The organism is Pantoea sp. SYBGC1 (assembly GCF_057197005.1).
The window spans coordinates 1-13,445 of sequence record NZ_JBXUNM010000004.1; the positions used below are offsets into that span (position 1 = coordinate 1).

The window sequence follows — 13,445 nt, forward strand, 5'->3', positions numbered from 1 at the left end:
GGGGTGAATCGCTTCACGCCCTGCTGAGCCCGTCTGCGTTGCCGCTTTGCCGTCTCAGTGGTGGCGCATTATAGGGAGTTCTCGCCGGGTGACAAGCACTAATTTCAACTTTTTTATCACCCGGTTAATGTTTGCACAAAACCGGTTATTTATGCCTGTTTAATGCGCGCCGGCAGCTCTGCCAGGCTATTTAACACCCAATCTGCTGCTGCTTCACCTTCAGCGGTAACCGTTTTACCGCTGCGCACCAGTACGCGGGTGCCGACGCCAGCTGCCTGCCCTGCCAGCATATCTTCCAGCTTATCCCCTACCATATAAGAAGCGGCCATATCGATGTTCAGCTCCTGCTGCGCAGACAGCAGCATTCCAGGCTGAGGTTTACGGCAGTCGCAGTTTTGACGGTAAGCAGGCACGGTGGCATCCGGCAGGTGAGGACAATAGTAGATGCCGTCCAGGTCGATATCGCGATCGGCCAGTGACCAGTCCATCCACTCCGTCAGCTGCATAAAGGTATCTTCCGTAAACATCCCACGGGCAATACCCGACTGGTTAGTGACCAGCACCAGCGCGTAACCCATCTTTTTCAGCGCCTGCAGCGCTTCAATGGTGCCTTCTATAAACTGAAAATTGTCGATCTCATGAACATAACCGTGATCAACATTTAATGTGCCATCACGATCGAGAAAAATAGCCGGGACTGGGTTCGCCACGTAAATACTCCTGCTGCAATTAATAGTGCTAAGTATTGCATGATTGGGCATAGCGAGAGAATGGCAGATTGCATTACGTCGATTGATTTAGACGTCTGGATGCCTTACCATCCATTTAGCTTTCGTCCAGCTTCGCTGCTCGAATATTGATACACCACGGACAACGTCAGACGATAATAATTAACTAATGATTAAACTCGAAAATATCACCAAAGTGTTCCAGCAGGGTTCACGCACAATACAGGCGCTCTCCGGTGTCAGCCTGCATGTGCCGGCGGGACAGATTTATGGCGTCATCGGTTCGTCAGGCGCGGGCAAGAGTACGCTGATCCGCTGCGTCAACCTGCTTGAGCGCCCTACCTCCGGTCGTGTGCTGGTCGACGGACAGGATCTCACTGCACTCTCTTCCGGGCAGCTGACGCTGGCACGTCGCCAGATCGGCATGATTTTTCAGCACTTCAATCTGATGAACTCGCGTACAGTGGCCGGCAATGTGGCGCTGCCGCTGGAGCTGGGCAATCTGTCACGCGATCAGATCAAAGCGCGCGTTAGCGAGCTGCTGGAGCTTGTTGGTCTGAATGACAAGCATGACAGCTGGCCGGCTAACCTCTCAGGCGGGCAAAAACAGCGTGTGGCTATTGCGCGTGCGCTGGCCAGCAATCCCAAAGTACTGCTGTGCGACGAAGCCACCAGCGCGCTCGATCCGGCGACCACCCGTTCAATACTGGAACTGCTAAAAGACATTAATCGCCGCCTCGGCATTACTATTCTGCTTATCACCCACGAGATGGATGTGGTTAAGCGCATCTGCGATCAGGTTGCCGTGATCAGTAACGGTGAGCTGATTGAAAAAGATAGCGTCAGCGAAGTCTTTTCACATCCAAAAACGCCGCTGGCGCAGCAGTTTATTCAGTCGACGCTGCATCTGGATATTCCGGAAGATTATCAGGAGCGCATGCGCGCGCAGCCTGCCGCGCAAACTGTGCCGCTGCTGCGCCTGGAATTTACCGGAAAATCTGTTGATGCACCGCTGCTGTCAGAAGCTGCCCGCCGCTTTAATGTGAATAACAACATTATCAGTGCGCAGATGGATTATGCAGGCGGAGTCAAGTTCGGCATCATGCTGGCAGAAATGGATGGCAGTGAAACAGATACGCAGGCCGCGATAAGCTGGCTGAAAGAACATCATGTGAAAGTAGAGGTATTAGGTTATGTCTGAAGCGATGCTGTGGTTACTGACGCGCGGCGTCTGGGAAACGCTGATGATGACCTTTGTCTCTGGCTTTTTCGGGTTTGTTATTGGCCTGCCGGTCGGCGTACTGCTGTATGTTACACGCCCCGGTCAGATTCTGGCGAACAGCACGCTTTACCGGGTGCTCTCTGCTATCGTCAATATCTTCCGCTCAATCCCGTTCATTATATTGCTGGTCTGGATGATTCCGTTTACCCGTGCAATTGTCGGCACCTCTATCGGCCTGCAGGCGGCCATTGTCCCGCTGACCGTTGGCGCCGCGCCGTTTATTGCCCGTATGGTTGAAAACGCCCTGCTGGAGCTGCCGACCGGCCTGATCGAAGCCTCCCGCGCGATGGGTGCCACGCCGCTGCAGATCGTCCGCAAGGTGTTACTGCCGGAAGCGATGCCAGGCCTGGTCAACGCAGCCACCATTACGCTCATTACGCTGGTTGGCTACTCTGCTATGGGCGGTGCCGTGGGTGCGGGCGGTCTGGGCCAGATTGGCTATCAGTATGGCTATATCGGGTATAACGCTACCGTAATGAATACTGTACTGGTGCTGCTGGTCGTGCTGGTATATCTGATTCAGTTCTGCGGCGATCGCATTGTTCGCGCGGTGTCGCATAAATAAGCCAATAACATCAATACTTCTCTATTAAGGAAAGGATATGTCTTTCACATTTAAAAAGATTGCCGCAGCAGGTGCTCTGATTGGTGCTATTGCTCTGGCCGGATGCGATCAGCAGGCAAAAGATCCCAACCATATCAAAGTGGGCGTGATTGTCGGTGCTGAACAGCAGGTTGCTGAAACTGCCGTTAAAGTGGCTAAAGATAAATATAACCTCGACGTCGAGCTGGTGACATTTAACGATTACGTGTTACCTAATGAAGCGCTGAGCAAAGGGGATATTGATGTTAACGCCTTTCAGCATAAGCCCTATCTGGATCAGCAGATCAAAGATCGTGGCTACAAGCTGGTATCGGTTGGCAACACCTTTGTTTACCCGATTGCCGGCTACTCTAAAAAGATTAAGTCGCTGACCGAACTGCAGGATGGCGCGCAGATCGCCATCCCTAACGATCCGACTAACCTGGGCCGCTCCCTGCTGCTGCTGCAGAAAGCGGGACTGATTAAGCTGAAAGAGGGTGTTGGCCTGCTGCCAACGTCTCTGGATATTGTGGAAAATCCGAAGAACCTGAAGATTGTTGAACTGGAAGCGCCACAGCTGCCACGCTCGCTTGACGATCAGCAGATTGCACTTGCGGTTATCAACACAACGTATGCCAGCCAGATTGGTCTGACCCCGGCAAAAGATGGCATCTTTGTGGAAGATAAAGATTCCCCATACGTTAACCTGCTGGTGAGCCGTGAAGATAATAAAGACGCTGAGAACGTGAAGAAGTTTGTTGAAGCGTATCAGTCAGACGAAGTGGCTGAGTCTGCGAATAAAATCTTTAACGGTGGCGCGGTTAAAGGCTGGTAAGTTCACTTCTTTTCTCTCCTGAGGGCGGCGCTGGCCGCCCTTTCTATTTCTGCATGTGGCTGCTGACTTGTTATTTGCGGGCGTCCTTGTTTCAATAACGCCACTTTTATTACAGGAGGATGTTGCCATGCGTTTTTTACCGCTCTGCCTGTTGGCGTTGATGCTGACCGGGTGCGTTCGTGAATATCACCCGATAAGCAGCGCTCCGTCTCGTCCGCAGCAGTCATCCGCTCAGCCGCAGCGCAAGCCGGCTCCGCGCCCGGCTCCGGTGAAAATCTATACCGACGCAACCGATCTGGTCAGCAATCCTTTCCGCGATCTGGGTGAAGTGTCTGGCGAAGATTGCCAGAGCAGCACGCAGGATTCGCCTCCCAATATCAATACCGCGCGTAAACGTCTGCAGATTAAAGCAGCAGGTATGAAAGCCAACGCCGTGCTGCTGCACAAATGTGAAATTGTGACCAGTACGCCAGGCTGCTACCGCCAGGCGATCTGCCAGGGCTCAGCGCTGAAAGTTTCCGGTCAATGAGTGAGTTTGCCGTTGCGCAGATTGGCGTGATCCGCTCCCCGTGGAAAGAGAAATTTGCCGTACCGCGCCAGCCGGGACTGGTTCAGGATGGCGGCGGTGAACTGCATCTGCAGGCCCCGTACAATCAGCCGGAAGCCGTACGCGGTCTGGAGGCGTTCAGCCACATCTGGATCCTGTTTATGTTCCATCAGACCATGGCCGGCGGCTGGCGCCCTACTGTCCGTCCGCCACGCCTCGGCGGTAACGCGCGTATGGGCGTGTTTGCGACGCGATCAACGTTTCGTCCTAATCCGGTAGGCATGTCGCTGGTTGAGCTGAAAGGGATCCGCTGTGAAAAATCGCAGGTTATTCTGCAGCTCGGCAGTCTTGATCTGGTCGATGGCACACCGGTCATTGATATCAAGCCCTACCTGCCGTTTGCCGAAGCGCTGCCCGACGCGCGCGCCGGGTATGCTCAGGCTGCACCTGAAGCGGCCATGCCGGTGCGTTTTTCAGCCGCCGCTCAGCAGCAGATTCAGCAGCAGGCGCATATTCCCCAGCTGCAGCGTTTTATTAGCGACGTTCTGGCCCAGGATCCGCGTCCCGCCTATCGCAAAAGTGAATCGCTGGATCGTGAATATGCCGCCTGGCTGCTCGATTTCAACGTGCGCTGGCGCATTGATGAAGCGGGTACTGAGGTCATTGCCGTGGATCCACGCTAAAACAGGCTTTTGAGCGCTGTTTCTCGCTGGTACACTAACGGCCAGTAACGGTCTGCTCTTCTTCTTCCATATAACTGGAATCATAATTAATGCGTACTACTCAATATCTGCTCTCCACGCTTAAGGAGACGCCTTCCGATGCAGAAGTGATCAGCCATCAGCTGATGCTGCGTGCCGGGATGATCCGCAAACTGGCCTCCGGACTCTATACCTGGCTGCCGACCGGGGTTCGCGTGCTGCGAAAAGTTGAAAACATCGTGCGCGAAGAGATGAACAACGCCGGCGCAATTGAAATCTCTATGCCGGTGGTTCAGCCGGCCGACCTGTGGGAAGAGAGCGGGCGCTGGGAGCAGTATGGCCCGGAGCTGCTGCGCATTAAAGATCGTCACGAACGTCCGTTTGTGCTCGGTCCGACGCATGAAGAGGTCATTACCGATCTCATCCGCAACGAGCTGAGCTCTTATAAGCAGCTGCCGCTTAATCTGTATCAGATTCAGACCAAGTTCCGCGATGAAGTGCGCCCGCGGTTTGGCGTGATGCGTTCCCGTGAGTTCATCATGAAAGACGCCTACTCCTTCCATACCTCGCAGGCGTCGCTGCAGGAAACCTACGATGCGATGTATCGCGCCTACAGTCAGAGCTTTACCCGCATGGGTCTCGATTTCCGCGCGGTGCAGGCTGACACCGGCTCTATCGGCGGCAGCGGTTCACATGAATTCCAGGTACTGGCGCAGAGCGGTGAAGATGATGTGATCTTCTCCAGCGAGTCAGACTACGCCGCCAACATTGAGAAAGCTGAAGCGCTGGCTCCGGCTGGCGAGCGTCCGGCGGCAACACAGCCAATGACACAGTTTGCCACGCCACATGCCAAAACCATCGCGGAGCTGGTTGAGCAGCACCAGATCCCGGTTGAGAAAACGGTTAAGACGCTGATTGTGAAGGCGAGTGAAGAGAGCGGCCATCAGCTGGTTGCTCTGCTGGTGCGTGGCGATCATGAGCTTAACGAAATCAAAGCTGAACATCTCGATATCGTCGCTTCGCCGCTGGAAATGGGCAATGAAGAGGCGATCCGTGCCGTAACGGGCGCAGGCTTTGGTTCTATCGGTCCGGTCGGTCTGACCATCCCGGTCATTGCGGACCGTACCGTGGCAAAAATGAGTGATTTCTCCGCCGGTGCCAACATCGACGGTCAGCACTTTGCCGGCATTAACTGGGGCCGCGATCTGCCGGAAGCGCGGGTTGAAGATATCCGCAATGTGGTCGAGGGCGATCCAAGCCCGGATGGTAAAGGCGTACTGCAGATCAAGCGCGGTATCGAGGTGGGTCACATTTTCCAGCTCGGCACCAAATACTCCGATGCGATGAAAGCAGCCGTACAGGGCGAAGATGGCCGCAACCAGATCATGACCATGGGCTGCTACGGTATCGGTATCACCCGCGTGGTGGCTGCCGCAATTGAGCAGAACCATGACGAGCGCGGCATTATCTGGCCTGCGGCGCTGGCACCGTTTGAAGTCGCTATTCTGCCAATGAATATGCATAAATCTTTCCGGGTTCAGCAGCTGGCGGAATCGCTCTACAGCGAACTGCGCGCCAGAGGCATCGACGTTATCCTCGACGATCGTAAAGAGCGTCCCGGCGTGATGTTTGCGGATATGGAGCTGATTGGCGTGCCGCACACCATCGTGATTGGCGATCGCAATCTCGACAACGAAGAGATTGAGTACAAATCCCGCTCCGCAAGCGAGAAGCAGATGATTAGCCAGCATGAGATCGTCAGCTTCCTGGCCAGCGCGCTGAATAAGTAATGGCAAACGCCTCCTCCGGGAGGCGTTTTTTTATCGTACTTTGCCGCGCATCGCTTTTACGCTGCTGCGCCGCGATTTCCCCTCCAGCCGCCGTTCCTTTGACGCGCGCGTGGGCCGCGTCGCGCGTCGCGCTTTCTCCACCGTGGTTAACTCGCGGATCAGATTGATCAGGCGCTGCAGCGCGGCCTCACGATTCATCTCCTGACTGCGATACTCCTGCGCTTTAATAATGACCACGCCTTCTGCCGTGATCAGGTGATGACTGGCAGCGAGCAGCCGCGTTTTATAAAACTCCGGCAGCGATGATGCGCGAACATCAAACCGCAGGTGAATAGCCGTCGAGGTTTTATTCACGTGCTGCCCCCCTGCCCCCTGAGCGCGGATAGCCGTCAGCTCTATTTCACTCTCCGGGATCTCAACCGTGCGCGACAGCATAATCATCTGTCACCTGCCGGTTCACACGGCGTTCTGTACTGAATTTTCCTGTTCATCAACTTAACCTTTTGTGCGCCAGCCAGCGTCCGGCAGGCCGTGCCAGCCGCTGTTCTGCCACTTTTCTTTCTCTGTTTCCCCGCTTACCCTGGCTGATTTCCGGGAAACCCCTGTGTTATAGTCGCCAGGCAACCAGGGTATTTATGCTCTGCTGAGGAGGTGCATGTGCAAACGTATTGTGAGTTAGTTCGCCAGAAATATGCTGAAATCGGCAGCGGTGAGCTGGGATATGTGCCCGACGCGCTGATGCGCGCGCTGAATGCACTCAATGATATCGCCGCTCATTCCGCGCTAAACTCTTCTGTCAGGGATCAGGCAGCCTGGGCTGCTGCAAACTTAATGGTGAGCGACTATGTTGACAAATGAAGCTTATAAACCCATCAATTGCGATGACTACGACAACCTGGAACTCGCCTGTACCCGACACTGGATGCTGTCACTGCAGCTGAAAAATGGCGACCAGCTGAAGGCGAAAGCGCGGGATATGGTTTCGCGCAAAAACGTCGAATATCTTGCGGTTGACCTCTCCGGGGAAACCCGCGAGCTGCGTCTCGATCACATTGCCAGCTTCAGCCATCCTGAACTCGGCACCGTGGTGGTCAGCGAAGACGAGTAGTCTCGCAGCGGGCGGACCCTCTCCGCCCGCGTTCCTTACGGCTTAAGTCCGCTATAGTAAGCCGCTAAATCCTCAATATCGGTATCGCTTAGTCCCGCCACAAACGCTTTCATCACCTCTGCCTGACCGCCGCTGCGCTCACCTTTCTGATAGGCGTGCAACGCATGCGCCAGATAAGGCGCCTGCTGCCCGGCAAGATGAGGATAGAGAGGGATTGCGCTTTTGCCCTCAGCACCGTGACACGCCATACAGCGAGCTGCTTTCTCTGCGCCCGCGGCCGCATCGCTTTCTGCCCATAGCGGCAGCGATACAAAACATAGCACAGCCGTCAGCCAGTGCCTCATGATACCTTCTCCCTGTCAGGCTGATGCCAGATCGCCTGCCAGCCCCGATCGCTGCAGGCAGCGCCTTCATGGGTAACAAACAGGCCCGGCGCGCAAATCAGCGTCTGGTTATAGTAGAGCAGTGGAATACGTTCCCGCTGCCAGGGCGGGATCGCCAGCTCCTGCCACAGTTTTTTCATTTCGCGTCCGCCCGCCCGCCCCAGCAGATGATAGTAGCCGCGCGCCTGAAAGCGAACGCAAACCGTTTCATCCGCCGCAGGCAGACGCAGCTCCGCGCGTGAGAAGTCAGCCAACAGCTGCCCCACCCCGCCGGGCAGCGCCAGCGGTCGGGTAAGCTGCGGCCAGCAGCATTCCTGGTCACGCAGCGACGGCTGTGGCGGCAGCCAGTAGAGCGCATCGCGATAGCGGCGCAGCGTAAAATTTCCCAGCTGCAGCGCCGGCTGTGCATCAGTCCGGCTTTCGATAACATCGGTACTGATACGCTGCAGCGCCGCACGTGACGGCATCGCCCCACCCTGCCTGGCGATCCAGCGGCGCAGCAGCGCGTTACGCCGCGCTTCGCTCATGCTCTGCAGCGGCGGGAAATGCAGTGCGCCCTGTGGCGTAAGCAGCTGGCTCAGCTCCTGCTGCAGCAGCTCATCCAGCAGCTGCTCCTGCTCTGCGCAGAGCGCGGCGCTGCGGGCGCTGGCGGCGCTGAAGTGCGGCCAGCGCTGATGCAGCAGCGGCATAATCTGCTGACGCAAAAAGTTACGGTCGTAGCGGCTGTCGTTATTGCTCTCATCCTCAATCCAGCTGAGCTGGTGCACAGCCGCCCACTGCTCCAGCTGCTCACGGCTGAGGCTGAGCAGCGGACGCAGATGTTCACGCCCCTGCACTGTGCGCCGCGGCGGCATCGCCGCCAGCCCCGCCGGGCCGCTGCCGCGCTTTAGCGCCAGCAGCAGCGTTTCGCACTGATCGTCCAGATGCTGCGCGGTGAGCAGCTGTTCATCCGGCTGCAGCCGGGCGAACAGCGCCTGATAGCGCTCTCTGCGCGCCGACGCCTCCACGCCTCCGGCCCTGGCATCAACCGTTACCGGCAATACGTCGCAGGCGATATGCCAGCGCTGACACTGCTGCCGGCAGTGTGCCGCCCACCGTTCGGCGTGCGGACTCAGGCCGTGATGCACGTGCAGCGCCCGCACGCGCAGCTGCGGATGCTGCTGCTGCCAGCAAACCAGCTGATGCAGCAGCACGGTGGAGTCGAGCCCGCCGCTGAATGCCACCACGTAGCGACCGGCAGGATCCAGCAGCGCAGCAAGGTGGGAAAAAGACATAGTGCCGTTCCATCTGATGATGCCGCCTGATTGCGGCATTCTGCGGCGGCTATTTTACGCCTGATAAAGCTCCAGCGGCAAACCATCCGGATCGGTAAAAAAGGTGCAGGCTTTACCGGTCAGCGCATCGATACGCACCGGTTCGCAGGTCACGCCTTTCTCTGCCAGCGCGGCAACCGACTGTGCGACATCCTCAACGCAGAATGCCAGATGGCGCAGGCCGCAGGCTTCAGGTGCGGTTACGCGCGGCGGCGGGGAGGGAAATGAGAACAGCTCAATGGTATAGACGCCGTGGAGGCCGAGGTCGCCTTTCCATGAATCCCGCTCAGCGCGGTAGTACTCTCCCAGCAGGGAGAAGCCCAGCACATCGCAGTAGAACGCTTTGCTGCGCGGATAGTCAGTGGCAATAATCGCAATGTGGTGAATCTGTTTGATCTGTAGCATAGCGGCTCCGAAAAAAAATCTGAGCCGCTAAGCCTACGTGCCGGACGTCAGCGTGACCAGAGGCATTTATCCGAAGTCAGGGCTGGGGCGCGTCGCGCAGTACCCGCACCAGATAACGTCCATCCTCTGTCAGCGTGGTGCCGTGAATATCGGTTTCAAAGCCGGGGTAGTGGCGCCCGATGGTGCAGAGCATCAGCAGAAAGTCGAGCACGGCCCGGCTCTGTTCTGTGATCATCTCACCGGGCATGACCAGCGGCACGCCTGGCGGATAGGGCAAGATCATATTGGCGGAGATACGCCCCACCAGCTCGCGGATATCCACGGTTTCAACCTCGCCTTTGACCTGATGCTGGAACGCCTGATGCGGCGTCATTTTCATTTCAGGCAGGACATCAAACGCTTTCAGCATCAGCCGCGGCAGATCGTGCTGCAGGATCAGCTGGTGGATCCCCTGCGCCAGCGTCTGAATCCGCATATTGCGATAGAAATCGGGATCCTCCGCATAGAGATCCGGCAGCATATTTTTCACGCGCAGATTGAGATCGTAGGCGCGTTTAAATTCGGTCAGACCGCGCAGCAGACTCATGGCGCGGGTTTTATCGATCCCGATACTGAACAGAAACAGCAGGTTATAAGGCCCGGTTTTCTCTACTACCACGCCGCGCTGATCGAGGAATTTCGCCACCAGCGCCGCCGGGATCCCCTCTTCTGCCATCGCGCCCAGCTCGCTCATACCGGGCGTCAGGATCGTGACTTTAATGGGATCGAGATACATATGATCGCGATCGGCCTGCTGAAAGCCGTGCCACGCCTCTTCCCCCGGCTGGATCGGCCAGCACTCTGCCTCATCCACCTGCTCCGGCTGCCAGATATCAAAGAACCAGCCGTCCGACTCTTCACGCAGCCGCTGGATCTCGCGCCGGAAGTGCAGCGCGCGCTCGACCGAACGGTTGATTAGCCGCTTACCCGGGTTGCCGCGCAGCATCGCCGCAGCGGTTTCAATCGATGACACAATACCGTAGCTCGGCGAAGTGGTGGTGTGCATCATATAGGCTTCGTTAAAGGTATCGTGGTCGTAGTCGCCCTTGATATGAATCAGTGAAGCCTGAGAAAACGCGGCCAGCAGCTTATGGGTGGATTGCGTTTCATAGATCACCTTGCCTGGGATCCGTTCACCGCTCATGCCGCTTTTTCCGCTGTAGATGGGATGGAAATTGGTATACGGCACCCAGGCGGAATCGAAGTGGATCGACGGCACATCCAGCGTCTGCTTGATATATTCCGTGTTGTAGAGCAATCCGTCGTACGTTGAATTGGTGATCACCGCATGGACCGGCCAGCTGGCGCGCGGCGTGCTATCCACTTTGCTCTGAATACTGTCCCGGGTAAATTCACGCTGCGGAATACCGCCCAGAATGCCCAGCGAATTACGCGTTGGCTTGAGCCAGACAGGCACGATATCGCTCATCATCAACAGATGGGTCAGCGATTTGTGACAGTTGCGGTCAATCAGCACCGTACTGCCTGCCGGGGCGGCGTACATACCGACAATTTTGTTTGAGGTTGAGGTACCGTTGGTCACCATATAGCTCTGCTCTGCCCCAAAGGTACGGGCAATATACTCTTCGGCGTCGAGATGCGGGCCGGTATGATCGAGCAGCGAACCCAGTTCAGTGACGGAGATAGAGACATCGGCTTTAAGCGTGTTGGCACCGAAAAAGTCATAAAACAGGCTGCCGACCGGGCTTTTCTGAAAAGCGGTGCCCCCCATGTGGCCTGGCGTGCAGAAGGTGTATTTACCCTCTTTAACGTAGGTAAACAGCGCTTTGGTCAGCGGGGGTAGAATTTTATCGATGTACTCATCGGTATACTGGCGGATATGCAGCGCGATATCGTCTGCGGTGCTGAGCGCATATTCAAAAAACTGCAGCGCCATGCGCATTTCATTAACGCTGACGTCCATCTGCGAATGGGTGTTGATAAAGGCGTAGAGCGGCAGCGACTCATTGAGCTGGTTGATGTCGCTGCAGAGCGCCATGCTGTACTCATCCCAGTCAAATACGACGCCGCATACGCGCGGGTTGTGCTCAATCAGCTTCAGCAGGTCGCTGGCATTGCTGGGATAAACGGTGTGAAAGCCCTGCAGTTTCAGCGCGGCATCCAGTTCACGAATCGGTTCATCTTTGTAGAACGCGCCGTGCGGTCCCATGATCGCAATAATATTCAATGCTCACCTCCTGTGGTCTTGTGGCACAGAGTAAGGATAGCGAAAAGTGGCCGGAGAATGTTCCGGAATAGCGCCGTTGCGGGATCGCTGCCGCCACAAATGGCGCCCCTGCGGGATCGCTGCCGGGTTTTTGTAGGGTGCGCATTAATGCGCACCGCTATAAATGCCGCACCTGCGGGGTCATTGCGCGGGTTTTATCAGGTCGCCATAAATGGCGACCCTACGGGATCGCTGCCGCCATAAATGGCGATCCTGGGGGATCGCTGCCGGATTTTTGTAGGGGCGCATTAATGCGCACCGCTATAAATGCCGTGCCTGCGGGGTCATTGCGCGGGTTTTATCAGGTCGCCATAAATGGCGACCCTACGGGATCGCTGCCGTCATAAATGGCGCCCCTGCAGGATCGCTGCCGCCATAAATGGCGACCCTGCGGGATCGCTGCCGGGTTTTTGTAGGGGGCGCATTAATGCGCACCGATATAGATGCCGTGCCTGCAGGGAACTCAGGCCCGATCGTGGAAAACAGACATAAAAAAAGCGGACCGGAGTCCGCTTTTTTGCTGCAGGGCTTACCTTACGCGTAACCGTAGTTCATCAGGCGCTGGTAGCGGCGATCGAGCAGCTCTTCCGTGCTCAATCCGTCGAGATCGGCCAGGTCGGCCAGCAGCTGCTGCTTCAGAGAAGCGGCCATATCAACCGGACGACGATGCGCGCCACCCAGCGGCTCAGGAATGATCGAGTCGATCAGCTTCAGCTCCTGCAGACGCTCAGCGGTGATGCCCATCGCTTCTGCCGCCAGCGGCGCTTTGTCTGCGCTTTTCCACAGAATTGACGCACAGCCTTCCGGTGAGATCACTGAATAGGTGCTGTACTGCAGCATATTCACTTTGTCACCCACGCCAATCGCCAGCGCGCCACCGGAGCCGCCCTCGCCAATCACGGTGCAGATCACCGGAATTTTCAGGCCAGACATTTCACGCAGGTTACGGGCAATCGCTTCAGACTGACCGCGCTCTTCAGCGCCCACGCCCGGATAAGCACCCGGCGTGTCGATAAAGGTGATGAGTGGCATCTTAAAACGCTCTGCCATCTCCATCAGACGCAGCGCTTTACGATAGCCTTCTGGTGCAGGCATACCGAAGTTACGGCGAATTTTTTCTTTGGTTTCACGCCCTTTCTGATGACCAATGATCATCACCGGACGGCCATCCAGACGTGCGATACCACCCACAATCGCTTTGTCGTCAGCATAGGCGCGATCGCCTGCCAGCTCGTCAAAGTCGTCAAATGCGTTGCGCACGTAGTCCAGCGTATAGGGACGCAGCGGATGACGCGCCAGCTGCGCGACCTGCCATGCACCTAAATCGGAGAAGATTTTACGGGTCAGTTCAACGCTTTTCTCGCGAAGGCGCTGAATCTCTTCATCCAGATTAATATCGTGTTTCTCATCTGAACGGCCAATCGATTTCAGCGAATCGATCTTCGCTTCAAGTTCAGCGATCGGCTGTTCAAAATCCAGGTAATTAAGACTCATAATGTTCCTG

Annotated in this window: 15 protein-coding genes; 8 read left to right on the forward strand and 7 right to left on the reverse strand. The window is 56.5% G+C overall.

Going from position 1 to position 13,445, the window contains the following annotated elements; translation table 11 throughout:
• Positions 1-149: 149 nt before the first annotated feature.
• Positions 150-710, reverse strand: a complete 561-nt coding sequence (gmhB, locus tag AC2CF9_RS09045) for a D-glycero-beta-D-manno-heptose 1,7-bisphosphate 7-phosphatase (RefSeq protein WP_071669039.1) — start codon at positions 708-710, stop codon at positions 150-152.
• Between the two features lie 187 nt (positions 711-897).
• Here gmhB and metN point away from each other — a divergent pair, with 187 nt between their 5' ends.
• The 6 genes from metN to proS all read left to right on the forward strand — a co-directional run bounded on the left by metN (position 898) and on the right by proS (position 6,466).
• A complete protein-coding gene (gene metN, locus AC2CF9_RS09050; protein WP_039382790.1) occupies positions 898-1,929 on the forward strand; it encodes a methionine ABC transporter ATP-binding protein MetN in 1,032 nt (343 codons plus the stop codon).
• Positions 1,922-2,575 carry a methionine ABC transporter permease MetI gene (locus AC2CF9_RS09055; RefSeq protein ID WP_484556804.1) on the forward strand — a complete coding sequence of 218 codons (654 nt, stop codon included), beginning with the start codon at positions 1,922-1,924 and terminating at the stop codon, positions 2,573-2,575. Before metN ends, AC2CF9_RS09055 begins: the two co-directional genes overlap by 8 nt.
• A 37-nt stretch (positions 2,576-2,612) precedes the next feature.
• On the forward strand, positions 2,613-3,428 hold the full coding sequence (locus tag AC2CF9_RS09060; RefSeq protein ID WP_484556805.1) for a MetQ/NlpA family lipoprotein: 816 nt from the start codon (positions 2,613-2,615) through the stop codon (positions 3,426-3,428).
• 127 nt (positions 3,429-3,555) lie between these two features.
• A complete protein-coding gene (rcsF, locus tag AC2CF9_RS09065; protein ID WP_150017906.1) occupies positions 3,556-3,957 on the forward strand; it encodes an Rcs stress response system protein RcsF in 402 nt (133 codons plus the stop codon).
• Entirely contained in the window at positions 3,954-4,658 is a 705-nt protein-coding gene (tsaA, locus tag AC2CF9_RS09070; RefSeq protein WP_150017907.1) for a tRNA (N6-threonylcarbamoyladenosine(37)-N6)-methyltransferase TrmO, read from the forward strand. Before rcsF ends, tsaA begins: the two co-directional genes overlap by 4 nt.
• A gap of 89 nt (positions 4,659-4,747) precedes the next feature.
• Positions 4,748-6,466, forward strand: coding sequence for a proline--tRNA ligase (gene proS / locus AC2CF9_RS09075; protein ID WP_071669042.1), 1,719 nt, complete (start codon positions 4,748-4,750; stop codon positions 6,464-6,466).
• Between the two features lie 30 nt (positions 6,467-6,496).
• On the opposite strand, the gene arfB is transcribed toward proS, so the two are convergent.
• Complete coding sequence (arfB, locus tag AC2CF9_RS09080) at positions 6,497-6,907, reverse strand: alternative ribosome rescue aminoacyl-tRNA hydrolase ArfB (RefSeq protein WP_039382771.1); 411 nt, start codon at positions 6,905-6,907, stop codon at positions 6,497-6,499.
• A gap of 216 nt (positions 6,908-7,123) precedes the next feature.
• Between arfB and AC2CF9_RS09085 the strand changes: the two genes are divergently transcribed.
• Positions 7,124-7,324: a YaeP family protein gene (locus AC2CF9_RS09085; RefSeq protein WP_484556806.1), complete on the forward strand. Its 201-nt coding sequence runs from the start codon at positions 7,124-7,126 to the stop codon at positions 7,322-7,324.
• On the forward strand, positions 7,311-7,574 hold the full coding sequence (gene rof / locus AC2CF9_RS09090; protein ID WP_039382769.1) for a Rho-binding antiterminator: 264 nt from the start codon (positions 7,311-7,313) through the stop codon (positions 7,572-7,574). Before AC2CF9_RS09085 ends, rof begins: the two co-directional genes overlap by 14 nt.
• Positions 7,575-7,609: 35 nt before the next feature.
• Here the strand turns inward: rof and AC2CF9_RS09095 are convergent, their stop codons facing one another.
• The 5 genes from AC2CF9_RS09095 to accA form a co-directional block, all read right to left on the reverse strand.
• Complete coding sequence (locus AC2CF9_RS09095) at positions 7,610-7,918, reverse strand: c-type cytochrome (RefSeq protein ID WP_484556807.1); 309 nt, start codon at positions 7,916-7,918, stop codon at positions 7,610-7,612.
• Entirely contained in the window at positions 7,915-9,231 is a 1,317-nt protein-coding gene (gene tilS / locus AC2CF9_RS09100) for a tRNA lysidine(34) synthetase TilS (RefSeq protein ID WP_484556808.1), read from the reverse strand. The genes AC2CF9_RS09095 and tilS overlap by 4 nt, the downstream gene beginning before the upstream one ends.
• A gap of 54 nt (positions 9,232-9,285) precedes the next feature.
• On the reverse strand, positions 9,286-9,675 hold the full coding sequence (locus AC2CF9_RS09105; protein WP_065650076.1) for a VOC family protein: 390 nt from the start codon (positions 9,673-9,675) through the stop codon (positions 9,286-9,288).
• Positions 9,676-9,751: 76 nt separating this feature from the next.
• A complete protein-coding gene (locus AC2CF9_RS09110) occupies positions 9,752-11,902 on the reverse strand; it encodes a lysine decarboxylase LdcC (RefSeq protein ID WP_484556809.1) in 2,151 nt (716 codons plus the stop codon).
• 573 nt (positions 11,903-12,475) lie between these two features.
• Positions 12,476-13,435 (reverse strand): acetyl-CoA carboxylase carboxyl transferase subunit alpha, encoded by a 960-nt coding sequence (gene accA, locus AC2CF9_RS09115; protein ID WP_150017912.1) that lies wholly within the window; start codon positions 13,433-13,435, stop codon positions 12,476-12,478.
• Positions 13,436-13,445 lie beyond the last annotated feature (10 nt).

What these genes read in the sequence shown, in the direction of transcription:
- AC2CF9_RS09060 (WP_484556805.1), top strand. Translation starts at nt 2,613, where the DNA reads ATGTCTTTCACATTTAAAAAGATTGCCGCAGCAGGTGCTCTGATTGGT.
- tsaA (WP_150017907.1), top strand. Translation starts at nt 3,954, where the DNA reads ATGAGTGAGTTTGCCGTTGCGCAGATTGGCGTGATCCGCTCCCCGTGG.
- AC2CF9_RS09105 (WP_065650076.1), bottom strand. Translation starts at nt 9,675, where the DNA reads ATGCTACAGATCAAACAGATTCACCACATTGCGATTATTGCCACTGAC.
- AC2CF9_RS09055 (WP_484556804.1), top strand. Translation starts at nt 1,922, where the DNA reads ATGTCTGAAGCGATGCTGTGGTTACTGACGCGCGGCGTCTGGGAAACG.
- arfB (WP_039382771.1), bottom strand. Translation starts at nt 6,907, where the DNA reads ATGATTATGCTGTCGCGCACGGTTGAGATCCCGGAGAGTGAAATAGAG.
- metN (WP_039382790.1), top strand. Translation starts at nt 898, where the DNA reads ATGATTAAACTCGAAAATATCACCAAAGTGTTCCAGCAGGGTTCACGC.
- rof (WP_039382769.1), top strand. Translation starts at nt 7,311, where the DNA reads ATGTTGACAAATGAAGCTTATAAACCCATCAATTGCGATGACTACGAC.
- rcsF (WP_150017906.1), top strand. Translation starts at nt 3,556, where the DNA reads ATGCGTTTTTTACCGCTCTGCCTGTTGGCGTTGATGCTGACCGGGTGC.
- tilS (WP_484556808.1), bottom strand. Translation starts at nt 9,231, where the DNA reads ATGTCTTTTTCCCACCTTGCTGCGCTGCTGGATCCTGCCGGTCGCTAC.
- proS (WP_071669042.1), top strand. Translation starts at nt 4,748, where the DNA reads ATGCGTACTACTCAATATCTGCTCTCCACGCTTAAGGAGACGCCTTCC.
- AC2CF9_RS09095 (WP_484556807.1), bottom strand. Translation starts at nt 7,918, where the DNA reads ATGAGGCACTGGCTGACGGCTGTGCTATGTTTTGTATCGCTGCCGCTA.
- accA (WP_150017912.1), bottom strand. Translation starts at nt 13,435, where the DNA reads ATGAGTCTTAATTACCTGGATTTTGAACAGCCGATCGCTGAACTTGAA.